Below are 23,980 nucleotides of genomic sequence, written 5' to 3' on the forward strand. Positions count from 1 at the left end.
AGAAAAAAATTCATTTTTCTCTTTTCGGGAAAATAAATTTTCAGAAAAGGAACCGTTGACTGCGGGATGGAGAAAGAGGGGAAAGGCGTTGCGTCATGGAATGGCCTGTGGCACACTAAACGGAGGAAATGAGCGAGTTCAAGGTGATCAGGTCGCCGATGGAGGCATTGAAGAAGTTCTTCGGCTTTTCCGTCTTGAGAGAGGGCCAGGATCAAGTAGTGGCTTCCATTATGGAAGGCCGCAATGTATTGGTAGTGATGCCCACGGGAGGAGGAAAATCCCTGTGTTACCAGCTTCCTTCCTTGTGCCGGGACGGGGTTTGCCTGGTTGTCAGCCCTCTAATCTCTTTAATGAAAGATCAGGTGGATGCTCTTGCCGCCAGGGGGATTCCCGCCACCATGATTAACAGTTCCCTGAGTTTTCCTGAGCAAAAGGAACGTTTGGACGGAATGAGGAAGGGAGCGTTCAAGCTGGTGTATGTGGCTCCGGAACGTTTTGGTCATGAAGGGTTCATGCATGCTCTGGCGGAGGTGGATGTAAATATGGTGGCTGTGGATGAAGCGCATTGCCTGAGCCAGTGGGGGCACGATTTCCGCCCGGATTATCTGAAGCTGGGAAGAGCTGTTGAGATGCTGGGGCGGCCTCAGGTGGCTGCGCTGACCGCCACGGCTACGCCGCGGGTGCGGGAAGATATTCTGAAACATCTGGGGCTGGATGACCCGGTGACGATTGTGCGCGGATTTGCGCGGGAAAATCTGCATTTCCGCATTACTGCGTGCGATACACACAAAGACAAATACAAGAGGTTGTATGAATTGGTGAAGCGTCACAAGACGGGCATTATTTATTGCTCCACCCGCAAAAAAGTGGAGCAGGTATATGAGGCTCTATCCGATCTTGGATTGAGCGTGACTGCCTATCACGCCGGCATGACGGATGAGCAGAGGGAGGAGGCCCAGAACGCTTTCATGAACCGTCATGCGGATATTGTTATTGCCACAAATGCGTTTGGCATGGGCATTGACCGGGCGGACGTCAGGTTTGTGGCTCATTTTGAAATTCCCGGCAGCGTGGAGGCCTATTATCAGGAGGCTGGCCGAGCCGGACGAGACGGGAATGAAGCGTATTGCGAACTTTTGTTCAACCATGCGGATTTGCGGACCCAGGAATTTTTTATTGAAGGAGTCAATCCGGGAATTCCATTGATTGTGGAGCTGTACGAGTTGCTCAGGAAGCATTGCAGTGCGGAAACCCACGATGTCATGTGGTCTCTGGAGGAAATGGCGGAGCGTCTCAAATGCCGTAATGCCATGCAGGTGGGGGCAGCTTTATCCGTGCTTATACGCAATGGAGCGATTAGCCGTCATGATGTTCCGGGGCAACGCGTGAAGCTTACCAGAGTAACGGATCCTTCCATAAGCGGTTTGAAAATTCCTCTGGATGGAGACGCCCTGAGGGAAAAGGAAGTGAGGGACCGGGAGAAACTGAAGGCAATGACGGAATTCGCTTATTCCTCCGGATGCCGGCAGCAATGGATTTTGAATTATTTCGGGGAGGAAGATGGGGTTCCGTGCGGCCGCTGTGATCAGTGTCTGACGCTGGGCGTTGAGGAAGGTCAATCTCTGGGAGAGGAAGAGACCTTGGTGGTGCGGCAGGCATTGAGCGGGATTGCGCGCGCGTCCGTGCGTCTGGCTGATGGTTCATGGCAGGGAAGATGGGGCAAGACGAAGATTATTCAGATGCTCAAAGGGGCGAAAACCCAGGAGTTGTTAAGAACATCCCTGGTCCGGCTGAGTACCTATGGCATCCTTTCCCGATGGAGCGAGGACGATATCCGCCAGTTGTTCCGTGCCATGCAGATGGCGGGATTGACCAAAATGAGCGGAGAGGCGGACCGTCCCCTGATTACCCTGAGTCCGAAAGGCAATGAAGTGATGATGGGGCGCAAGAAGGCATCTTTGGTTTGGCCTTTTGCCCGCCGGGGAAAAATATCCGTATCTATGGAGCAGGCCAGAGTTCGGGCTACAGGAAATTTGGCTGCCCTGGGAGAGTTTGACGAGGATTTGTTTTTGAAGTTGAAGGAACTGAGGAATGAACTGGCTCGGGAGGCCGGGATTCCGGCTTATGCCGTGTTTCACAATTCTACGCTGGAAGGTCTGGCCAGGTTGAAACCTACCACCCGCCGTGGCGCTATGAATGTTCACGGCATTGGAGAGCAGAAAGTTGCTCGTTACCTGGATGATTTCCTGGAAGTCATTGCCGAGCATTGCGGGGTTTGAATTGGTCTTTCCTATTATTTTTCCAATCAGGTGTGCGCCGTTTCCGGAAAATGGCGTTCATGCTATGCTGAATATATTTTCCGGAAAAAACGGATATTTATTTCAATAATATATTTATTGATATGGAGTTATGTGTATTTTTTTCTCTTTCAAGGAGATTGTTTTTTTGCCCGAATGGAACAATCAAATGAATAGCTGTCTATCCCAATCCAGTAGAATCAAAAGGATTGCTTGATCGATATTTTTGACTGTATTATTTATGTATTGACTTCATTTTGGGAAGCGTGTAGTTTCTTCTCCACACATTACCCAAGACGGAGCGGTGGCTGAGAGGCTGAAAGCACTCCTTTGCTAAAGGAACGTACTGGCAAAACCGGTACCGAGGGTTCGAATCCCTCCCGCTCCGCCAAAACCTTTCTTTTTTGAAGAGCCTGCATCTCCATGGTGCAGGCTTTTTTCTTTGCAAATCAGGGGGATTAAATGGTGGGGAATTATTCGCTGATCTGACTGTCTTATTTTATATTTATCAAATTTGAATAACTTGGGACCAAAACGCCGGTTAGAATGCCTAGCCAGCATTTGGAGAGTACAAAAATCAAACCCGCCGCATGTGTGGTCTGAACCAGTTTAATGATCTCCCTGAAGCTTTGAAAGAAAGAGGGTGGGAGATTCTAGCATTCATGGAAAAGTCCGGCTTGCGGCTGGCTGTTTCCGAGGAAGGAAGCGGAAAGTTTTTCAGATATTTTTATCCCGTGGATTGAATGTCCCTACGGGAAAGTTGGCGACCGTTTGTGGGTGCAGGAGGCTATTATTCACATGCCGCGTTGGGCTTCCCGGATTTTATTGGAAGTTGTGGAAATCAGAGTTGAGCGGCTTTTGGATATTACGCCGAACGGAGGCACGGATGGAAGGCATGGAATGCTGTCTGGCACGATGAAGAAACCAATGCCTGTTTATGAAGGGGTGACACGGAGAAATCCGCGGGGTTGGCTTTTGCCCGGTTATCTTTCTTTCCCTTATGGGGAAAAATGAAGAGGAGCGGTTCCGCCGAACTGAATCCGCGGATGTGGGTTATTCAGTTCAATTTATTAATTATCAACAGAAAGATCAAATAAAAGAATATTTCGGTTACAGAGGTTTCGACCTGCTGGGCGGAGGGAATTGCCTCTGTTGCTATTCAGACAAAATCCGCTTATGTAATCAACTCCGTTTTACTATAAAAAAGCGCCTTCCGGCAAAGGAAGGCGCTGGATATGAAAAGGTGAAAGAGAGGGGATTACATCCCCTTGTTTTTCATGGCTTCCGCCAGGGCGGCGCCCATTTGAGCCGGGGTTTTGGCAACCACAATACCGGCGTTCTTCAGGGCTTCCTGCTTGGCGGCGGCAGTACCTTTGCCTCCGGCAACAATGGCTCCTGCATGACCCATGCGGCGGCCCTTGGGAGCCGTGGCTCCAGCGATGAACGCAGCAACAGGTTTTTTGCAGTTGTTCTTGATCCATTCAGCGGCTTCTTCTTCTTCGGAACCGCCGATTTCGCCAATCATGATGAAGGCGTCTGTGTTCGGGTCTTCCGTGAAGAATTGCACGGCCTGCTGCTGGGTCATGCCGTGGACGGGGTCGCCGCCGATGCCGATGCACATGCTCTGGCCCAAGCCCATGTTGGTTACCTGCCAGACGGCTTCATAAGTAAGCGTGCCGGAACGGGAGACAATGCCGATTCTGCCGGGTTTGAAGATGTAGGCCGGCATGATGCCGATCTTGCAGTTAGCGGAGGGATTGACGATTCCGGGGCAGTTCGGGCCGATGAGAGTTACGTCCTTGTCCTTCAGGAAAGTTTTCACCTTCTGCATGTCCTGCACCGGGATGCCTTCCGTGATGCAGACGATGAGCTTCACGCCCGCGTCCGCGGCTTCCATGATGGCGTCCGCAGCGAAGGGCGGGGGAACGAAGATCATGGAGGCGTTGCAGTCCGTGGCCTTTTTGGCTTCCGCTACAGTATCGAAGACGGGGACCTTGCCTTCAAAGAGCTGGCCGCCCTTGCCGGGGGTCACGCCGGCGACGACGTTGGTGCCGAAGTCCATGCAGTTTTTGGCGTGGAATGCGCCGGCGCTGCCGGTGATGCCTTGCACGACCAGACGGGTGTTTTTGTCAATGAGAGATGTCATTGTCGTAATAAATAGTGAGGGTTATTTGACTGCTGCCACCGCTTTCTGGGCGGCTTCGTCCAGGTTGTCGGCAGGGATGATGGCGATGCCGCTGTCTGCGAGGATTTTCTTGCCGATTTCCACGTTGGTGCCTTCCAGGCGGACGACGAGCGGGATTTTCATGTCGATGTTTTTCGCCGCGGCCACAATGCCCTGGGCGATGACGTCACAGCGCATGATGCCGCCGAAGATATTGACCAGAAGGGCCTTCACATTTTTATCGCTGGTGAGGATGCGGAACGCGTTGGTTACCATTTCCTCCGTGGCGGAACCGCCCACGTCCAGGAAGTTGGCGGGTTCTCCACCGTAGTATTTGATGATGTCCATCGTGGCCATGGCCAGGCCGGCGCCGTTCACCATGCAGCCGATGTTGCCGTCCAGGCCGATGTAGTTCAGATCGTACTTGCCGGCTTCCACTTCACGGGGGTCTTCTTCCGTTTCATCCCGCATTTCCATGATTTCCGGGTGGCGGTACAGGGCGTTGTCGTCAAAATTGAATTTGGCGTCCAGGGCGCACACGCGGTCATCCGTGGTGACTACCAGGGGGTTGATTTCCACCAGGGAGCAGTCCAGAGCGGTGAAAAGCTTGTAAACGTTGGTGATAAGCTTGGTGGCCTGGCGGAGCAGGGGGCCGGTCAGTCCCAGCGCCACGGCGATTTTGAGAGCCTGGAAAGGCAGGATGCCCAGCGCCGGGTTAATGTGTTCGCGGATAATGGCTTCCGGGCGGGTGGCGGCCACTTCTTCAATGTCCATGCCGCCTTCCGTACTGGCCACGATAACGGGGCATTCCCGGGCGCGGTCCTGAAGAATGGCGAAGTAGCATTCCTTTTTGAGATCTACGGCTTCCGCCACCATGATTTTGCTGACCAGCTTGCCGGCTTCCCCGGTTTGCTTGGTGACCAGAACCTGGTTGAGCATTTTGCCGGCAACTTCTTCCACTTCCTCCACGGACTTGACGACGTGGACGCCTCCCTTAAAGCCGTTCTTGAAGGTGCCTTTACCACGGCCGCCAGCGTGTACCTGTGCCTTAACTACGTATTGGGAGAGGCCCATGTTCCGGGCCGTTTGTGCTGCTTCCTGAGCTGTGGAGGCGGCAATGCCCTTGGGGGTTGCCACGCCAAAACGCTCAAAGAGTTGTTTTGCTTGATATTCGTGAATGTTCATGACAGTGGGCCGTTTGGCCAAATGTTTGCGGAAGAAAGGCTAGGCCTATTTTTGGTGTCGGTCAAGGGAGAATGGTTTGGTCTTTTGATTTTTTGTCCGGAGGCGCCGTGAAGTTCCGTCGGAAATCAAAGAGGACAGAAGGCTTGACTGCGTGCTTAAAGATTGTGAAACTCCCTTCCCGTTTTTCTGTAGAGACCTTTTATGAAAATTTACCGTCCTTCCGATACCTGCTTTGACGAGATGAAGCGCCGGATGAACCGCCGCGCACTCCCGGAGGATTCCGTAAGGGATACCGTGAACGCTATTATCCGGGATGTTTCCGCGCGCGGAGATGAAGCCCTGTTTGATTATGCCGCCAGATTTGACAAAGCGCATCTGGATTCTTCCTCCCTGTTCGTAACGGAGGCAGAACTGGCGGAAGCGGAGGCCATGGTGGAGAAGTCTGTGAAGGAGGCCATTGCCGTTTCTCTGGCAAACATCCATTATTTTTCAGACCGCAGCCGCAGGCGGGACTGGTCCGGCGTGAATGCGCAGGGCGTGGAGGTAGCGGAGCGGTTCCTTCCGTACGACCGAGTGGGCATTTATATCCCCGGAGGTAAAGCACCTCTGGTGTCCACTTCCATCATGACGGGCGGTTTTGCTCAGGCCGCCGGCGTGCGGGAGATTGTGGCCGCCACGCCCTGCGGGCCGGACGGCCGGGTGAATCCCGCGCTTTTGTATGCGCTGAAAGCCTCCGGCGCAACGGAGATTGTCAAGATAGGGGGCGCCCAGGCGATAGCCGCCCTTGCGCTGGGGACGGAGAGCGTGCAACCGGTGGAGAAGATTTTTGGCCCCGGCAACCGTTTTGTAGTGGAGGCCAAGCGTCAGTTGGTGGGGGCTGTTGCCATTGATTTGCTGCCCGGCCCCAGTGAAGTAATGGTGCTGGCGGATGATACTGCGGATGCGGAGTTCCTTGCTGCCGACCTGCTGGCGCAGGGCGAGCATGGCCCGGACAGCGTAGTTGTTTTTGTCACCACATCGGAAGCGTTATTGGAGCAGGTGGAGGCGGAAGTGGAACGCCAGGCTGCCCTGCTGAGCCGCGGGTCCATCATCCGGGAGGTGCTGGACAAGCATGCCTACGGTTTTCTGGTTTCTTCCATTCAGGAAGGGGTGGAACTGGTTAATGCCTTTGCGCCGGAGCATTTGGTGCTCGTCACGCGGGATGAAGAAGCCGTGCTGGATGGCATCAGGACGGCGGGAGCCATTTACGCTGGCTCCCTTTCTACTGTAGCCTGCGGGGATTTTTTGGCGGGCCCCAGCCATACGCTGCCTACCGGCGGCGCCGGCAAGTCTTTTTCCGGCTTGCGGGCGGATCAGTTCCAGCGCCGCACCAGCGTGGTGCGCATGGACCGGAATGCCGTGCTGAACTCCGCCCCGTATGTGGCAGAGTTCGCCCGGGTGGAGGGGCTGGACGCCCATAACCACTCCATTCAGGTGCGCGCCGCCCGTGTGGACCGGTAATCCCGGATTTTTTTCAATTCTCTCCATGATGCAACAGCGGGGAATCAGGGAACGGTTGCCAATTGCAGCAGGTCTCCTTGTTGCCGGATATGGCGGTAGGGGCGTTTCCCGGCATCATGGGGGTGGAGTGGCGCCGGCTGTTGAGAGCATGATAGCCGGCTTGCCGATTTGTTGGCGAGATTCGTTGGGATGGAGCGTCCGCGGGAGGGGCGGATTCATCCATTTGCTCGGAAATCCCGCGTAATCGTTTCACCGCATTCCGCATGTTCAAGTCCCTCATCCGCACATTTGCCATTGTGGCGGCCTTCATCGCGGGGTACATGATGCCCGGTCTGCATGTGTACAGCTGGACGTTCAAGTGGATGCTGATTGTGATGCTGTTCGTAACCTTTCTGGGCATCCGCTTCAAACGCATGAAGCCGGAACGGGCTCACTGGCTCCTGACGGGGGCTAATCTCATGGTCGCCCTGGCGGCATGGGGTGTGTGCCGCCTTGTTTTTGGGGATGGGTATCTGGCTCAGGCCGCTTTTTTCGTAGGCATCATGCCTACAGCCACGGCGGCTCCCGTGGTGATGGGGCTGCTGGGCGGCAGCGTGGAGTTTATGCTGACCGCCCTTTTGCTGATTAACGGTATTATCTGCGCCCTGCTGCCTTTCATCCTGCCGGCGGTTGTGGGGCGGGGCGGTTTTGAGATTTACCTGAACGTGGCCCAGAATATTTCCCTGGTCATGTTGCTTCCCCTGGCCCTGGCGCTGGCGGCGCGGCGTTTTTATCCGCGCGCGATTGCCTGGCCCAGGAAGTTGAAAGACGTCACCTTTGGCATTTGGGTGGTGATTCTGGTTTTGATAGCCGCAAACGCTTCTTATGATATTTCCTCCCGTGAGGGCATTTCGGAACGTGTTTTGGAACAGATCGGCGTGATTGCCCTGCTGGTTTGCGGGCTCAATTTCGGGCTGGGGCATTTGCTGGGGGGGCGCACGCGCGCTGCGGAGTGCAGCCAGGCGCTGGGCCAGAAGAATACCACCCTGTCCATTTATCTGGCTTTGACGTATGCCAGCCCCATTGCCGCTCTTGGCCCCACGTTTTATGTACTGTGGCATAATTTATGGAATGCCTGGCAGTTGTACCGGGCGTCCGAACGAAAGCGCAGGGATGGATAAGGGATGAGCCAACCGGTCCGGCGGAGGCGTCCGGCAGAGTTATAGGGGTGTCCATAGCCGGAAAGAACGGGTGGGAGGGGCTTTTGATACGGTTCCCAATGACGGCCGGCAGACTGTTGATGGTTCTTTTTTATCCACGGTCAGAAACGGCAGAGGATTGCTCCCCGTGCAAAAAGCTTGAAATTCGGGGAACGCCCGGTAACGTTATGCACCTGTTATGCAGGCATCTTCTCCTTTGCCCCCTCTGTCTCCGCGTACCAAGTGGCTGATTGCCCTGTGCCTGTGCGTTCTCGTGATGCTGCTGGAGTTTCTGACGTACCATATGGCGTACCGCATCGGCTATGATGAAGGGATGTTGACCACTCCGCCGGTGGTGGTGCAGAAAAGCGATGAAAAGGCCATGCAGAATTTGTCCCGCTTTATGGCGGATGTCTTTGCCTCGCGCGAGAGCCTGGCCGGCATTCTGGACAACCGGGAGGAACGCCTGGCATGGATCAGGGATCCGGAACTGCGGACAGAAACGGCCTGGGGCCTTACCCGCGAGTTGATTAGCCGGGGCGGCGCCATTCTTGCTCTTCCTGCGGCCAGGGAATTAATTGACGCGGGATACGCCGCCGGACGCTGTCAGGTATGGGCCCCGCGCGCGGATGCCGTGGCAAAAGCCCTGTTGGCGGAGCACCAGTACACTTCCGCCTACGATTATTTGAAAACCGCAGAGGAGGGATATGAGAAGGAAGGAATGACCGAACCGCTGGTGCGGACCCTTCAGACCATGAGTTCCATTGACCAGATGCTGAACAGGAATGAGCAGGCAAATATGTTGCTCCAGCGTGCGGTGGATGCCGCCGCGCATCTGGGGCCGGATGCCCTCCCTGTCAGGTCCAGGCTTTTGGCCGCCCAGGGAAGGCTGGCGCGCACTACGGGACGCATTCCGGAATCGCGCGAGTATTTCAAGAAAGCTCTGGCCCTGTGTTCCCAGCCGGACAAGACCACCGGAGACCTGGCCCTGGCCAGCATCAGCATGGGGGAGGCCATGTTGGAAGCCGGCAGGAAGGAGGAGGCCCGGGAACTGTTTTTAAAGGGACTTTCCGGCTCGGAAAATGCCTCTTACCTGTTGAATGACTGCCTCAATGCCCTGCGCGGTCTGGCCCGTATTTCTACGGAGCAGGGGAATTATGAGGAAGCCCTGGCTTATCTTTACCAGGCGGAAGGAGCTGCCCGCGGCGTATTGCCGGCAGACCATGCTTTTTGGACCGGGTTATATGATCAAAGGGGATGGGTCAACATCTTGCGCAAGGCCGCTCCGGAAGCCCGGGCGGATTTTTTAAAGGCCATTTCCAACAGCTCGGCTTCTCCCATCATTTCCGCACAGTCACGCGAAGGACTGGGCAAGGCATGGCTGGATGCCGGGGAGGGGAGTAAGGCCAGGGAGAATCTGGAAAAGGCTCTTCAGTTGCGGAAGTCCCATTTCGGCTCGGATCTTCTGTCCCTGGGCCGCGTATATTATTCCCTGGGGCTTGCCTGCGATATGGCAGGGGACAGGGAAGGCGCCCTGATAGCTTATGCCGGAGCGGTGGATTCCCTGTTGAAATGCGTGGAGGGGGCGGAACGCAGAGATTTGCTGGTGCAGTCTTATCTGTGCAAAGCGTACGCCCTGTGCGACGGAGAACAATGGAAGGAGGCCGCAGAGGCTTTTGAGGCGGTTCTTCCCATGCTGGAAGGGGAGCAGCGGTCGGAAAATTACAAACAGCTTGGACGCTGTTACGACGAACTGGGCATGAAGGAGAAAGCGGATGACTGCTGGAAGGAATCCGGTTTTCCCCGAGTGCGCATGGCGTCCCCCAGACGCAGAACCTCCGTGAAGTCCAGATCTTCACGGAGATAGGATGCGGGGGCTTCGTAAGACGTTGCGAGGCGTTTATTTTGCTTGATTTGTGCCGTCTTTTTGGCTCAATGCCTGCATGAGTTCCGAGCGCCATTTTTCCAGTAAGCCCTACCGTCCCGCACGCAAGAAAAAGTCTTATTGGAAACCGGTCCTCTTTCTGGTCCTCCTGGGAGGGCTCTGGTTTGGCTACATCCAGTGCTGGCCTACGATAGAAGGGTGGTTCAAGCCAACCATCCATGAGGTGCACAGCCAGACGCAGGCCATGGGGCATTTGCAGGATATGCTGGCTTCCTGGAACGGCTCCGATGCAGAGCTGGCGCAGATGGCATCCTCCGTGGACAAGCAGGTGGAATGGATGAATTCTCCCGAAGCCAGAGATTCCTTTGCATGGCTTTTGGCGGTGGAAATGGACCGGCGCGGCATGTTGAAAGAATCCGAACCTATGCTGGCTGCGCTCCTGGAAAAAAAGCTCGCCGCTTCTTCCTCTATGGAGGCGGAGGACAAAATCCGCCTCCTGGGCGTCAGCCTGAACTGGGCGCAGGAATTCGCCCGCCGCAAGCATGATGCCGTGGCGGAAAAGCTTTATGAAGTGATTTTGAAAAATACGCCGGAGGACCAGGTTTCCATCCATTTAGCTTGCCTGGAGCCATTAATCCGTTATGCGTATGACCAGGCCAGGTTTGAGCGTTTTTCCGCGTTGTGCAAACAGGCTGTTTCTCCTGTCATGAGGAGCATGCTTGACAAGCCGGAGGATGTGAAGAGCATGGTAAAAATCCTGTTGCTTCAGGATACCCTGCCTGACAAGGCTACCGGGTTGCCCAGCGGCACAGGAAGCGCGATTGCCCGGGAGCTTCTTACTAAATTCCGCCTGACCGCCAATCCTGATATGGGCCGCATTATCCTGAATGAACTGAAGATGCCGCTTAATGCGCGCCGGAAGTATTCCCAGGAAGAATTGAAGGCCATGGCCGACCAGCTGGAAGCAGCCCTGATCTGCTTCCGTGCGGCTGAAACGGAGATGGACTGCACGCCGGAGACAATGCTTGCCCTGGCGCGGGTAAGGATGCAGATGGGGAATTTGAGGGAGGCCTCCCGCCTGTTGTCCCGTGCGGAAGGTGCCGCCATGACGCTTGGCGTGGATGCTCCCCGTATTTTGAGCGGCTCCAGCCTGAGCCAGGATATTGCGTCCATGCGTTCCCAACTTGAAAAATACAGCCAGGCAGAGGCTTTGGTGAAACGGGCTTATGAAGATGTGAATATCGCCGCGGCTTTCCTGAAGGCGCGGGATTACGATCAGGCTGTGAAGTATCTGGAGCAGGCAATGAAAGTGGCCCGTGAAAATACCACGTTTGTTCAGGCGCTTCAGCCGGTCATTCTGAATCTTCAGGCGGAGATAAGCGCCGGCAGGGAACAGTGGGCTTTGTCGGAGGCCCAATATGGAAAGTTGATTGATGAGTGGGATGCGTTGACTCCGGAAGATAAGGAGAAACTCCGGAACAATCTGGCCTCTATTCAGTTGGGAGAGCTTTACCATGAAATTCACCGCAACTGGGCTGGCGTGTGTCTCAAGCAAAAGCGAACCACGGAGGCCCGCAGGGTGCTGGGAAAAATAGGGGAAGTTCCGGCAGAAGAGCCGGAGAGGCGCGCCTCGCGCCGCCGCCGCAGATAGTCGCCCCTGCTCTCAGCCAGGCTTTCCTTTTTTGGAAAAGGCAAAGTTCTCAATTGGCATACCGGAGGGACGCAAAGTTTCCTGGAGGCTCCGGTTGGGGGCTTGAATGCCTGCGGGCGGTTGCGTGATTGCTGAAGGGGCTTTTTACGCGAAATGCCGCTTTAATCCTCCCATGGCATCATCAAAGAACTTTGGGCAGGTTCCGTTTCCCTGTATTGACGGGTATTCCGCATTCTAAAGGGGAATACGGATTCCACACCTGTCAACAAATTATATGCCTCTTTTTGCAAATGTAACGTTTCCGGTATGATTCATACCCTCAGCCAGAACTGAAAAACAGCTTCCGCAGAATCTTTAGTTGCGGACTTTGGCTTTCTGCCTCACATGGCTGAGAGCCCTTTTCCCATGAACCATTTTTTCACGGCGGTCAGCTGCGGACTGACGGCGAGAGCGCACAGTATATTTTGCGAAAATTTGGCTAACCGTAAGGTTGCCCTGTTCGAAAAGTTTGAAAATATTATCTCTCACCCTCATGGCTTCCTGAAGCGCCGCATCAGCGCCCCCGTATTGAGAATCGGAGAAATAACGGGTGAATAAACGCTTGTTCTTACAGATCGCCAACCGGTAGCCTTGAAAGGCCGTTGTTTCGTAAGTGTAACGGGTGATGTTTTTACAAGGCATATAAACAGGAGTTGTGGGACCGGGTAATAGAAGCAGTGGTAAGCTTCTATTAGGATAGGTTCCATTTCCTGCAAAATCTAGAAAAAACACAATTTGTTAGATTGAGTGCAAAAAATGCACCTCTAGATGTTTGTAGACAGTTTATTGCGGTGTGTCATCCCTGACATAAAAACAACCGTCGGAAACGCGGATTTTCAATTTTTCTCCTGCCTTCACCTGGTTTGTTTGCCGGATAAGCTGCTTATCCTGGTTTTCCACCAGGGCATATCCGCGGCGAAGGGTCTGTTCCGGGCTGTGAGCTTCAAGACGCGTCTGAATCAGAGTAAGTTGTGAAGATAAATCCGCCATGCGGGCGGCGACTGCATGAGATAAGCCGGCCTGAAGGGAAGCCAGAAGCTGCGTGCGCTCCCGATTCCTGTGGGCCGGGTGGCGCATTTGTAGATGGTGTTCCAATTTATTGATATTCAGTGTACTCTGAAAAATTCGCGTGGCTGCGGCATTTTGCAGGGTTTCTTGCATATCGTCCAGGCGCTGGGAATAAGGGGAGAGCAGGGAATACGCATCCAACAGTTTCCCCCGCAGGTAAACATCCAGTTTCAGCTTGGAACGCAATAGGGAATGCTGTGCGGAGGCCTGAAGAGCCTGTTCCATTCTGGACAGTTTGCGGAGCCATTCAGGTCCGTCCGGCGTGGCCAGCTCCGCAGCTGCGGTGGGGGTGGGCGCGCGCAGGTCCGCTGCGAAATCCGCAATGGTGAAGTCCGTGTCATGACCCACTGCGGAAATCACGGGAACGGTGCATTCGTAAATGGCTCGCGCCACCGTTTCTTCATTGAAATTCCACAAATCCTCAATGGAGCCGCCGCCGCGGCCTACAATGAGCACATCCACGGGGGAAGGCCGTTGGAGGGAGCTCCGGACCAGGCGCGCACGGCAGCCGCTATTTCGTGCTCCGCTCCCGTCCCCTGCACGCGTACGGGCAGCAGATAAGCCTTCACCCACGGAGCACGGCGTTCCAATACGTGCCGTATGTCCTGGATGACGGCGCCAGTAGGGGAGGTGACGATGCCGATGGCGCGGGGGAACGTGGGAATCTTCTTTTTATGTTCCGCGTCAAACAGCCCCTCGCGCTGGAGCTTTGCTTTCAACTCCAGAAAGCGAGCCTGCAAATCTCCCTGTCCCGCGGCTTTTACCTGCCTGATGACCAGCTGGAGCTGTCCCCGGTCCGGGTACACGGTGGCGCTGCCCAGGACATGGACTTTCATCCCTTCCTGGAGCCGTATGGGACATTTGGATGCCGCTGCCTTGAAAAAGGCGCAGAAAATTTCCGCTCCCTGCTCCTTCAGGGTGAAATAAACGTGGCCGCTGGTGTGATGCCTGACGTTGCTCAGTTCTCCCACCACCCACTGGGTACCCACGGCGATGCTGACTGTGTCCCTCAGGCGGTAAACGAGCTGTTTGACCGTGATGGGGTTGGGCACGGCGGGCGTTTCCTCCGGGAATTCCATAAATTATGGTTCAAAGGGAATGTTCAGAGCTTCATACGCCAGCATCCTGCATTGCTTGATATCCAGTTTGCCGGATGGGAGCATCGGAATGCGCTCTACGGGAATAATTTCCTTGGGGCACCAGAGGGCCGGCAGTCCCTGGTCAATCAGGCCATGCCTGATGAGGGTCCGAGCCTGGTGTACGTAATCCGTCACCAGGGTGGTGAGCAGGGCTACGGCTTCCCCTTTTACGGGATCCGGAATGGTGACGACGGCTATCCGTCGTTCTTCGTCCGCCGGATCCAGATTCCAAATGTTCATAATGGCGGCTTCCAGGGCTTCATGAGGCACCATTTCCCCGCCTATTTTGGAGAAGCGGGAAATGCGTCCTTCAATCTTCAGGAAGCCGAATTCGTCTGCGGAACCTATGTCTCCGGTTTTTAGCCAGCCGTCCACGAAAATGTCCCGGTCGATTTCCGGGCCGCCCAGATAGCCGGGAAAGATATTCGGCCCTTTCAGCCAGATCATGCCGGGAGTAGTGATGGGGACCACGCGTCCCGTGTGGGGGCTGGTGATGCGTATGGCGAGTCCGGGAAGGAGGGCTCCTACGGAACTCTTCTTCATGCCGGGAATGAAGTCTCCGGCGGCATTGGATGGCGCCGGATCAATGAAGTTGACGGAACAGACGGGAGATGCTTCCGTCAGGCCGTAGCCCTCGCAGGGAATGACGCCGAATTTTTCCCGGAAAGCAGTAGCAAGGTCTTCCGGCAATTTTTCCGCGCCAACGATTAGATAGCGGACGGTTTGAAAGGTGTCCGTTTCGCAACGTTTCATAAAACCGCGCAGGAAAGTGGGCGTAGTGACTACTAGACTGATTCCGTACTGCTTGATAAGGGCTCCCAGCCGTTTAGCCTCAAGAGGGGACGGGTAGGTGACCATGTCATACCCGCCGATCATCGGATACCAGAGTCCGATGGTGATGCCGAAGCAGTGGAATACAGGCAGGCTTCCCAGAAACCTGCTTTGCGGTTCCAGCGTAATGCGGGAAGAACATTGAGAGATGTTGGAAAGAAGATTGTGATGGGTCAGAGGCACGCCTTTAGGCTCTCCGGAAGAGCCGGAAGTGAACATCAGCACGGCTTCGTCTGCTCCTGTAGGAGCATCCAGCCCCAGCTTCTTAATAATGAAACCCGCTGTCAGGAATTTGATGGCGAGGCCCCAGCGTTTGGCGGAACCTTTAAGCAGGGGAAGTTCCCGCTCCATGAGGATCAGATCCCGCTGGGGGGGCCACGGGAAATTCTGGAGCTTTCGCATGAAGGTATCCGCAGTGATGAACCAGTCCACGCCGGACTGCTTTACAGAGCTGGCGAAGGCTCCTTCCGAGGCGGAATAATTGAAATTCACCGGCGTTTTCCCGGCGAACAGGCAGCCCAGATTGGCTATGGCCGCTCCCTTGCCCGGCGGAAGAATGATGCCGACCCGGCGGTTCGAGGTAATTTTTTTCAACCGCTTGGCAAAGGCTACGGAAATGGCCAGCAGCTGGCCGTAAGTCAGCGTCGTGTCGTCAATGCCGTCGATGACCCGGCAGTCGGAATGAAGTTTGAGGCTGCGGAAAAGGAGGGCGGACAGGGAACCGTGGAGCTGGGGCAGCGTGGCGTATGCCTGGGCGGAGCATTCCAGCCACGCGGAAGTAAGGCGCGCCGCCATCTCGGCCCCAGGAGCCAGTTTGGGGAGAATATGTATCTGGATATCCGCCTGGGCGTCCGTATCGGCCTCCGCGTCCAGCACGGAGTTCGTATAAAAGCCGGTATAGACCGGTACGGGGGAAATGTGCAGGGCTTCCAGAGCCTTGATGACCCGCGCCGGAATTTGGCTGATGGAGCCTTTCACATGGGAGACGGGGCCGGGCAGGAATACTACTCTTTTGCCTGCGTTAAGGCGTTCCATGATGGCGGAACGCAGCGCAATAGGGTCGCTGCCCCCGGCCTGGAACAGGATGCCGTCCGCTTTAGTGGATTCCAGATGGGAGGCGGTGGCTGTATCCGGAGGGAGGCCTTCTTCCACCAGGTAGGTCATGCGGTCCCTGCCCAGTTCTTTTTCGAACATCAGCAGGGTTTTATAAGATACTTTGTTGAAAATCAACAGATCACCTGATTCGGATAAATTGGAGGAACCAAAAATGGCCATGGGAAAAAGATAAAAACTTGCTTGAGGCATTTTAGCAAGTTGCAGGGCCGGGAGCAAGGAGGAAAGATATGACCCCGGTTGCTTTTCCTTTAGTCATGCCTGTTATTGAAAACCTTTCCCTGCTTGGTGCGCTTTTATGAAAAAATGTTGTTTTTCGTGGCATGGTCTGGATTCTGCGTTTTTCTCCTGCGGAGGCGTTTCCGTGAATCAGTTTGTTCCGATATTTCACTTGCTGATTGATGGAGCTGGCAGGCAGCAACATCTTCGGACGAGAAGCGCTGGGGGAAATCCGGGTCAACGCGGCGCAGGACCTGGGAGACCGGAGGGGAGAAACAAACGTCTCCCTGCTGGGCAACCCCGGCTTCACGCAAAGCGTGAGAGGGGCGAAAGCGGGAACGACGGCGCTGCAGCTCGGAGCGGGGCTGAGCGTGCCGGTGGGGACGAAAGGAACCGTCTTCGTCAACGGCAATGCGGACATCCGTGACGGGGCCGGCTCTGCTGTTCGGAGATCAGTTTTTATAATATATTGGAATAATTTATGTTAAAATTGTTTTTTGCGTCAAAATCGCTTGGATTCATAAAGCGGATTAAAAATTCGCCGTGCGATGGGAACCGGGCCAATATACCAGAGTTGGCCCGATTGTTTGTTTATACTGATAAGGATAGAGTGATGGATATCCTTGGCTCCAGACCAGATAAAGGATGAAAGGTCTCTTCTGAAAGATGCACAACACCTACGGAATCAACGTTTAAGCTTGTAGGTGGATTTTTAATCCGCTAATGATGATAAAAAGCCTCCTGTCAGGTTCGGGAGGAAGTTTCCGTACATCTTTTAAAAATCATGAAGCTGCACCTTCCTTTAAGTCTTTTGTCCTCCCTGCTTGCCTGCATAGCCGCTGTTTCCTCACCACGTGCCGCTGCGGAAACCTATACATGGCTGGGAGGGACGGTGGATGTTCATTTGAATACTAACTGGACTCCGGATTACGGCAGCGGCAACTGGTCGGCAACATGGGCCGGTACGGCGACGAACAGCATGCGTTTTGATGCGGGAAGCATGACGGGGCAGCTCAAGGCTCTTCAAGCTTCTTTCAATACGCTTTCGCTTGGGGGCATAACTGTTACGGATAATTCTGACGGATTCAGCGTTTCCAAGAGCAATGGCTCCAACCGCACCATTAATTTGCGTGATGGAGGAGAAGGATATACGCTGTTTGATATAGGCGGGGATTTTTCTCTGGGTGTTGCCAACCAGGTATGGAATGGAGTTGTTTTCAATTCCGGCGCCCTGTTTAAAATTGCGGCCGGCAAGACCATGAATATTTACGGTGGTCTTGGAACGGCCGGGACGGGAGCCAAGACAATGACGGTGGGGGCTGACGGTTTTTCAGGTATCCTTGTTCTGAATACGGCGGCCCAGTCCTCCATGACGGCTGATTGGGTGATTTCCCATGGAGCGACCGTTCAATTGAACAATGCCGCGGCTCTGGGTTCCGGCTCAGTCAGCTTAAACGGCGGCAATGTGACGGCCCAGCATAATGCCGTCTATAATAATGCCCTGACCGTGAGCGGTTCCTCCGGCATGACCGTGAATGCTGCCACTCAGTTCGCCAATGTCAGCCTTTCCAATGCCTCGGCCCTGAATATGAACGGAGGAACGCTCGGCATTGCGAACGCCGGTGTTTTGACGTTGGGCTCTTCAGGAACCATTACAGGGAATTTGACGCTGGGAAACGCGTCTCTTCTGAATTTTTCCGCTCTTCCGGCGTCCGGAGCATACTTGCTTAATGTAACAGGAACGCTGACCGTGAACAGCGAACTGCTTCTGGGGCAGGGAACGATGGAAGGCGTGGCCTGGGCGGAGGGTTCGTACAGCCTGATTCATGCGGGTTCCGTGACAGGAGTCCCTGCCAGTTCCTTTGTTCTGGGCGACAATCTTCTGGGTTCCTGGAGCACGGAGAACAATAATCTTACCCTGGTGGTGGAGCAGGTTGCTTTGCTTGAATGGAAAGGCGGCGACGGGATATGGTCTGTAACTGCTCCGGCTTCTTCACCGTGGAAAAATGACGGCGTGTATCATAATGGTTCCGGAGTGGTCATGGGAGATATTGACGGGAATTCCCTGCAAACAGTAACCATTGATGGCGTTGTCTCTCCCACAATCATGATGGTTCAGGCGGATACGACGGATTATGTATGGAATGCCGCAGAGGTAGGAGGAGCTCTGGAAGGCAGCGGAAATCTGGAGAAGACCGGCAATGCCAAGCTAACCATTAATATGGATAATGCTGGTTATGCCGGAAAGGTTATTCTGGAGGGTGGAACGCTTGAAATGGGGAATGACGCTGCTTTAGGCACAGGGGATTTGGCGTTTGACGGCGGTACCCTCCGGTATGGAACAGGAGTAACGGCGGATATTTCCGGTCAGATTTCCTCCATGAGCAAGAGTTCCGTGAAAGTGGATACCAACGGCAATAACGTAAGCTGGGCTTCCGCAGATCGTTACAAGACGCTGAACCTGGAAAAGTCCGGCGACGGCGTGTTGGCTCTTGGCGGCGCCGTGTATACGGGGGCCCTGACGGTGGATGAAGGGGGCGTGTCCATTGCTTCCGGCAGTGTTCAAACGAAGTTTTCCGCGGGAGTTACGGTGAATGCAGGCGGGACGCTTGCCATTTCCAGCGCCATTAACGGAATATCTGCCGGAGACAATGCCAATATCGTCATCAACGGCATGAGCGGAGCGGGGCGGATTGAGCTGGACAACCAGGCTGCCAGGTCCCGTTTCTATATTTCCGGAGATAATTCTTCCTTTACCGGGGAATTGGTGGCGGCCGGGCTGAACAATAATCCGGGAAATTCGAATGATGCCCGCGACCTTCAGTTTGCCACCGCCGCCAGTATGGGGCGGGGAACGGTCACCTTGAATGGACGCGGTTTCTGGCTGGGAACCGTCAACACGGCGGATACCGCTGTTATGGCGACAATCAATATTCTGGAAAAAGGTTCCTATCTGAACGGGGGAAGCGGAAATTCCTATTACTTCGGCGGGGCGTTTACCGGGTCTGGCTCCATGACCACAGCTCTGGGCAATGCGTTCGCTTATTTGACGGGAGATATGACTGGGTTCCTGGGAGCATTTTCCCACACAGGCGATTCCCTGTTTACATGGGTGTTCGGCAACAATACGGATGCAGTTCTGAATGATGGAAAGCTTTTCGGGGATGGCGTGGTGTTGAAGGCTGACGGAGGGACAAGCCTGTTTAAATTTTCCTACACCAATGATATTATCCTGATGAACGCCACTGTAGGAGCGGCAGGGGCCTTGAACGCCAGGGTGGAACAGGCCGGAGCCGGAACGCTGGTGCTGACGCAGGATAATAGCGCGACGGGAACGCTCGCCATTACCGGCGGCACGGTTCAGCTGGGCAATGGAGAGGCTTCCGGTTCCTGGGCTGGGCAGATTACCGGAGCAGGGGCGCTGGTGGTGGACAGGGCTGCCGGTTCCGCGGCCCTGGAACTGAACTCCACCAACAATTATCAGGGAGGAACTACGCTGAATGGCGGTACAGTGAAAGCTCTGGGCGCCGGGTCTCTGGGCGCCGGAGATGTTTCCGTCAACGGCGGCGCCATTCTGGATATGAACGGCCAGGAGATTGCCAACAATGTCACTATTACCAAAGGAGGGCTGCAACATGCCGTCTCTTATGTTACGCCAGGCGGCGTAACCGTAAACGCGGAGGCCGATTCCGGGGATATTGATTTGGGCGGGCTGTCCGGCGACAAAGTGGGCAGCATCAACACCGCTACGGCGGGAACGTCCATTACCGGGCTGACAGGGAATCTGACGCTGACGGGAAGCAATTCCCTGCATGTGGGAGTGGAAAATACCATGTATGCCGCTGCCGGGGACCAGAGTAGTCTGATTCAGTTTAATGATACGGCTACGGGGACTGTTTCTTTCGGCGGAGATTCTTCCGATCTCACGCTGCACATGGATATTGATACGGATATCCTGATTGCCATGCGCGAACAGGAATCTGTCGGTATTCTGCTGACAGACGGGACGATTACCGGATTGCCGGACAGCGGCCTGGTGGCATGGCTCAACCGGCATCTTACGTTTAATGCTACGCTGGAAAGCCTGGGCTTTGGCATCCAGGGAGTGGATGGCGGCAGCATTATCATTTCCGGAAGAACGGATCAGATTTATATCGCTTCCGCAGACGGTTCCTCTGTAACGGAAATTCCGGCCCTGAATTCCTATGCACAGGTGATTGTGGACACGAATCTCACCCTGAATTTTGACGTACCCGCAGCCAATACGGAGAAGACTGTTATCCGGCATCTTTCCTCCGGCACCAGCAGCACGGGTAACCTGATGGTGAATGCCGCCGGAGACGGTTCCCTGGAAATCGAACTTGCGAACGATCTGAACGACTCTGTGTTCAACGGCAATCTTACCGTGAACGGTGACGGCACGGACCTGATCAAGACGGGAGAAAAGACCCTGGCGCTGAATGGCAATGTCAATACCCCCAATGCGGTTGTTGTTAAAGAAGGCACGCTGGAACTGAACGGAAGCGCCAACAATGTCGGCACGCTGACTCTGGCCTCCGCTTCTGCAGATGCAATGGCGCGCACCGTGATTGGAGGGACTGTCACAGCCACTCTGTCGGATGAAGATGAAGGCGGTTCCCTGGAAATTGCTGCGGGGGGAATACTCAGAACCGCTGGGGATTCCGTCCTGGATCAGGAGACTTCCATTTCCGGAGCGGGGAGTTTGAATATTCAGGAAGGTTCCTCCCTCTCCCTGACGGGGGAAGCCGGCCTGTCCGGAACTTCCGTGACGCTGAACGGAACGCTGAGCCTGTCCGGGACGGGGGAAAAATCTATCCAGTCCCTCTCCGGTTCCGGAATGCTGGCGTTGAACGGCGGCGCCCTGTCTGTCACTTCCGCTTCCGCCAGAAACGGTTCTTTCTCCGGTACGTTGGATGGTGAGGGGCGCATTGACGTATCCGGCAGCGTGACCCAGGTAATGCAGACGGGAAGCTCTACGTATGACCTGGGCGTTCATGGAGGGGGGACGCTGGTATTGAAAGGGACCTCTGCCGCTTCCTCGCTTGATTACCGGAATGTTGCAGTAGGTTCTGCCGGCGCCCTGCGTATTGAAGCCATTGGACATGAAGCCGGAGACTCCAATACCTCCTTAAACGTCGGCAGCATTGATTTCCAAAGCGGTTCTACGACGGAATTCGTTTATAATCTAAGCGCGGCGGATCCTTTCGGCTCCGCTATGCTGACGGCGGATTCCATCACCATCGGGAATGGGGCGGGGTTCTCGCTTGCCAATATGGAAGGCAACACGGGGCTGGGAACGTATGACAGCCTGGACGGCGTGGTTCTGATGACAGCGGACACGATTGACGGCATGGCGGAGGGAGAATCTATATCCGTGGGAACTTCCGGCCTGTTTGCCGTTTATTACAAGGATGCGGCCATGAGCCGGGAGGGCAATCATATTGTGCTGAATGCCACGGTGCAGCAGGACAATATTTTTACGCCTGCGGTGAACTCCCATAATTCCGGAGCAGGTTCCGACCTTCTGTGGGAGGCCAAGAATAATCTGGATGCCACTTCCCAGCTTGGGCAGGTGATGCATTCCATCAGCACCATGGTTACGGGAGATCATTCCGACCTGGCGGGAGCATCCAGGGCTTTGGCAGCGGTGGCGGGAAGCACAGTCAACGCGCTGGGTACGGCGCAGCGGGACGCCCTGCGCGACCAGATGGGCTGGATCCGCAACCGGACCACCCTCATGGGCGTCAACCCCGCCTACGTCAACGACGACCTCCCCCGCTTCCACATGTGGATGGAAGGCACGGGCTCCTACGCCCAGCTCGACACCCGGGGGGATGAAAGCGGCTACCGGCTCACCACCTGGGGAGGCACTGTGGGCATGGACGCGGACCTCAGCGACCGCGTCACCGTGGGAGCGGCCTTCACGGCCAGCTACGGAGACCTGACGGCCAGCGCGGCGGACAGCGCCGACGGCCACCTGGACAGCTACTACGCCAGTCTCTTCGGGCGCTACCAGAACAAACGCTGGGCGCACACGCTCATCCTGACGGGAGGATGGAACGACGCGAAACTCAACCGCACGGTCAACTACGGGGAAGGAAGCTACAGCACGCAGGGCAGCACCAGCGGGTGGGGCCTTGGAGCCATGTACGAACTCACCTACGACATCTACCTTGACGAAAACCGCAGCAGCGTGCTGCAGCCGCTCGTCAACGCCTCGGTGGTGACGACGCGGATGGACGGCTATGAAGAAACGGGCGCGGGCAACGCGGGCCTGAACGTCGGCCGGCAGGACTGGACGACGGGAACAGTGGCGCTGGGCGGCCGTTGGATGGGTCTGATAGGCAGCAACATCTTCGGACGTGAAGCGCTGGGGGAAATCCGGGTCAACGCGGCGCAGGACCTGGGAGACCGGAGGGGAGAAACAAACGTCTCCCTGTTGGGCAACCCCGGCTTCGCGCAAAGCGTGAGAGGGGCGAAAGCGGGAACGACGGCGCTGCAGCTCGGAGCGGGGCTGAGCGTGCCGGTGGGGACGAAAGGAACCGTCTTCGTCAACGGCAACGCGGACATCCGGGACGGGTCCAGCTCGGTGAACGGAAGCGTCGGCTACCGTTACGACTTCTAACAGGAAGAAACGGGAAAGGAGGCTCGCTGGAGCCTCCTTCCTCCGGGCCCTCCAGAGCCGTTCCGGAACAACTCCGGAACGGCTCTGTTGCCCAGGGAAAACCCGCCAGTGCCCCAAGAGGGGCAAAAATGAGGTAAAAACGCGCCAAATGTTCCCGGCCCCCTCTTCCGCTATTCGGAGCCGGAAAAAAACGGAACGCGAGTAACAGGGCCTTTTTTATGCGATTTCAGCGGTTTTCCATTCCAATACCACTTCCACCCGCAATTCATCTCCGTGCATGAGCTGGTGGGAAGTGAGGGAGTCACGGAAGAACAGCAGGGATTTCATGGAATCTCCCGCATGGGTTTCTTTTCTGAAATGCAGGTGAATTCCCGTCAGCTGATGGTTCTCTAGCCAGGAGTCCGGCAGGGAGTCCAGGGCCCAGGACAGGTAGGCGGCATTGTTGATGTGGCGGTTGAAATCCGTATCGCGGCGTTCCGCCGTCCATTCCCTGATAACTGGCAGAAGTCCCGAAATATCCATGGATACCGGAGTTACCGTTTCGTTGCATGGGGTATCCGGGAAAGAGCTGATGTGCCTGTTTAATGGCACCGGACGCCTGCGGCGTATATCAATGACAGCCCACAGGCAGCTTGCCGCAACAATGCAGTTGCCCTGGGCATCCCTGATTTCCATGTTGCGGCGCGCCAGCAGAGGCGTTTCCTGGGCCGTCCAGGTGCGGAGTTCCACCGTTTCCTTCCACCGGGGAAGGCGGCTGACGGCCGCATCCAGGCGCACTTCCACCCAGGCCAGGCTGCGGGACGTTACAAAATCATAGCCGAACCCCAGGCAGGAGGCATGGGTTTCCGCTATTTCCTGAAACCAAAGCAGAACCGTTTCCGGTTTCATCAGGCCATCCGCTCCGCTTTCGTAAGTGCGGACGGTTGCCTGAACGGAATAGATTTCCTTGGCGCTGGCATGTTCCATAACATCTTATGTTAGTAAAACCATTTTTTCAAAGCCAGTCAAAAACGGGTAATATCCGGCTGTTGGGTATGCCGCACCTCCGGTATGTGTATGGCTTCC

Annotated in this window: 14 protein-coding genes and 1 tRNA gene; 8 read left to right on the forward strand and 7 right to left on the reverse strand. The window is 55.4% G+C overall.

Going from position 1 to position 23,980, the window contains the following annotated elements:
• Positions 1–128 precede the first annotated feature (128 nt).
• Positions 129–2,279 carry a RecQ family ATP-dependent DNA helicase gene (locus O4G22_RS08910; protein WP_306701589.1) on the forward strand — a complete coding sequence of 717 codons (2,151 nt, stop codon included), beginning with the start codon at positions 129–131 and terminating at the stop codon, positions 2,277–2,279.
• 316 nt (positions 2,280–2,595) lie between these two features.
• Positions 2,596–2,688: transfer RNA gene (locus tag O4G22_RS08915), tRNA-Ser, on the forward strand.
• A gap of 867 nt (positions 2,689–3,555) precedes the next feature.
• Here the strand turns inward: O4G22_RS08915 and sucD are convergent.
• Positions 3,556–4,443: a succinate--CoA ligase subunit alpha gene (gene sucD, locus O4G22_RS08920; protein ID WP_012420745.1), complete on the reverse strand. Its 888-nt coding sequence runs from the start codon at positions 4,441–4,443 to the stop codon at positions 3,556–3,558.
• Between the two features lie 21 nt (positions 4,444–4,464).
• Positions 4,465–5,646, reverse strand: a complete 1,182-nt coding sequence (gene sucC / locus O4G22_RS08925) for an ADP-forming succinate--CoA ligase subunit beta (RefSeq protein WP_128155113.1) — start codon at positions 5,644–5,646, stop codon at positions 4,465–4,467.
• A 201-nt stretch (positions 5,647–5,847) separates the two neighbouring features.
• Here sucC and hisD point away from each other — a divergent pair, with 201 nt between their 5' ends.
• The 4 genes from hisD (at position 5,848) to O4G22_RS08945 (ending at position 11,860) form a co-directional block, all read left to right on the forward strand.
• Positions 5,848–7,146, forward strand: a complete 1,299-nt coding sequence (gene hisD / locus O4G22_RS08930) for a histidinol dehydrogenase (RefSeq protein WP_094135412.1) — start codon at positions 5,848–5,850, stop codon at positions 7,144–7,146.
• 263 nt (positions 7,147–7,409) lie between these two features.
• A complete protein-coding gene (locus tag O4G22_RS08935) occupies positions 7,410–8,306 on the forward strand; it encodes a bile acid:sodium symporter family protein (RefSeq protein WP_094135413.1) in 897 nt (298 codons plus the stop codon).
• Between the two features lie 217 nt (positions 8,307–8,523).
• Entirely contained in the window at positions 8,524–10,191 is a 1,668-nt protein-coding gene (locus tag O4G22_RS08940; protein ID WP_306701590.1) for a tetratricopeptide repeat protein, read from the forward strand.
• Between the two features lie 76 nt (positions 10,192–10,267).
• Positions 10,268–11,860, forward strand: coding sequence for a tetratricopeptide repeat protein (locus O4G22_RS08945; RefSeq protein WP_306701591.1), 1,593 nt, complete (start codon positions 10,268–10,270; stop codon positions 11,858–11,860).
• 354 nt (positions 11,861–12,214) lie between these two features.
• On the opposite strand, the gene O4G22_RS08950 is transcribed toward O4G22_RS08945, so the two are convergent.
• The 4 genes from O4G22_RS08950 to O4G22_RS08965 are packed head-to-tail and all read right to left on the reverse strand — an operon-like array spanning position 12,215 to position 16,212.
• A complete protein-coding gene (locus tag O4G22_RS08950; RefSeq protein ID WP_306701592.1) occupies positions 12,215–12,631 on the reverse strand; it encodes a hypothetical protein in 417 nt (138 codons plus the stop codon).
• Between the two features lie 51 nt (positions 12,632–12,682).
• The gene (locus O4G22_RS08955) at positions 12,683–13,429 is read right to left on the reverse strand and encodes an exodeoxyribonuclease VII large subunit (protein WP_306713866.1); all 747 of its coding nucleotides are present in this window, start codon (positions 13,427–13,429) and stop codon (positions 12,683–12,685) included.
• Positions 13,411–14,046 carry an exodeoxyribonuclease VII large subunit gene (gene xseA, locus O4G22_RS08960; protein WP_306713867.1) on the reverse strand — a complete coding sequence of 212 codons (636 nt, stop codon included), beginning with the start codon at positions 14,044–14,046 and terminating at the stop codon, positions 13,411–13,413. Before xseA ends, O4G22_RS08955 begins: the two co-directional genes overlap by 19 nt.
• A 3-nt stretch (positions 14,047–14,049) precedes the next feature.
• Positions 14,050–16,212 carry an AMP-binding protein gene (locus tag O4G22_RS08965; protein WP_306701594.1) on the reverse strand — a complete coding sequence of 721 codons (2,163 nt, stop codon included), beginning with the start codon at positions 16,210–16,212 and terminating at the stop codon, positions 14,050–14,052.
• Between the two features lie 239 nt (positions 16,213–16,451).
• On the opposite strand from O4G22_RS08965, the gene O4G22_RS08970 reads away from it, so the two are divergent.
• Positions 16,452–16,757 (forward strand): autotransporter domain-containing protein, encoded by a 306-nt coding sequence (locus O4G22_RS08970; protein ID WP_306701595.1) that lies wholly within the window; start codon positions 16,452–16,454, stop codon positions 16,755–16,757.
• Positions 16,758–17,053: 296 nt separating this feature from the next.
• Positions 17,054–22,915, forward strand: a complete 5,862-nt coding sequence (locus O4G22_RS08975; protein WP_306701596.1) for an autotransporter domain-containing protein — start codon at positions 17,054–17,056, stop codon at positions 22,913–22,915.
• 216 nt (positions 22,916–23,131) lie between these two features.
• On the opposite strand, the gene O4G22_RS08980 is transcribed toward O4G22_RS08975, so the two are convergent.
• A complete protein-coding gene (locus O4G22_RS08980; RefSeq protein ID WP_295979226.1) occupies positions 23,132–23,881 on the reverse strand; it encodes an acyl-[acyl-carrier-protein] thioesterase in 750 nt (249 codons plus the stop codon).
• Positions 23,882–23,980 lie beyond the last annotated feature (99 nt).

This window comes from Akkermansia muciniphila (assembly GCF_030848305.1).
Classification (GTDB): Bacteria; Verrucomicrobiota; Verrucomicrobiia; order Verrucomicrobiales; family Akkermansiaceae; genus Akkermansia; species Akkermansia muciniphila_A.

Excerpts from the sequence above, each read along its gene's own strand:
- xseA (WP_306713867.1), bottom strand. The coding sequence starts at position 14,046 with ATGGAATTCCCGGAGGAAACGCCCGCCGTGCCCAACCCCATCACGGTC.
- O4G22_RS08945 (WP_306701591.1), top strand. The coding sequence starts at position 10,268 with ATGAGTTCCGAGCGCCATTTTTCCAGTAAGCCCTACCGTCCCGCACGC.
- O4G22_RS08940 (WP_306701590.1), top strand. The coding sequence starts at position 8,524 with ATGCAGGCATCTTCTCCTTTGCCCCCTCTGTCTCCGCGTACCAAGTGG.
- O4G22_RS08970 (WP_306701595.1), top strand. The coding sequence starts at position 16,452 with ATGGAGCTGGCAGGCAGCAACATCTTCGGACGAGAAGCGCTGGGGGAA.
- O4G22_RS08980 (WP_295979226.1), bottom strand. The coding sequence starts at position 23,881 with ATGGAACATGCCAGCGCCAAGGAAATCTATTCCGTTCAGGCAACCGTC.
- O4G22_RS08910 (WP_306701589.1), top strand. The coding sequence starts at position 129 with ATGAGCGAGTTCAAGGTGATCAGGTCGCCGATGGAGGCATTGAAGAAG.
- hisD (WP_094135412.1), top strand. The coding sequence starts at position 5,848 with ATGAAAATTTACCGTCCTTCCGATACCTGCTTTGACGAGATGAAGCGC.
- sucC (WP_128155113.1), bottom strand. The coding sequence starts at position 5,646 with ATGAACATTCACGAATATCAAGCAAAACAACTCTTTGAGCGTTTTGGC.
- O4G22_RS08965 (WP_306701594.1), bottom strand. The coding sequence starts at position 16,212 with ATGGCCATTTTTGGTTCCTCCAATTTATCCGAATCAGGTGATCTGTTG.
- O4G22_RS08935 (WP_094135413.1), top strand. The coding sequence starts at position 7,410 with ATGTTCAAGTCCCTCATCCGCACATTTGCCATTGTGGCGGCCTTCATC.
- O4G22_RS08975 (WP_306701596.1), top strand. The coding sequence starts at position 17,054 with ATGAAGCTGCACCTTCCTTTAAGTCTTTTGTCCTCCCTGCTTGCCTGC.
- sucD (WP_012420745.1), bottom strand. The coding sequence starts at position 4,443 with ATGACATCTCTCATTGACAAAAACACCCGTCTGGTCGTGCAAGGCATC.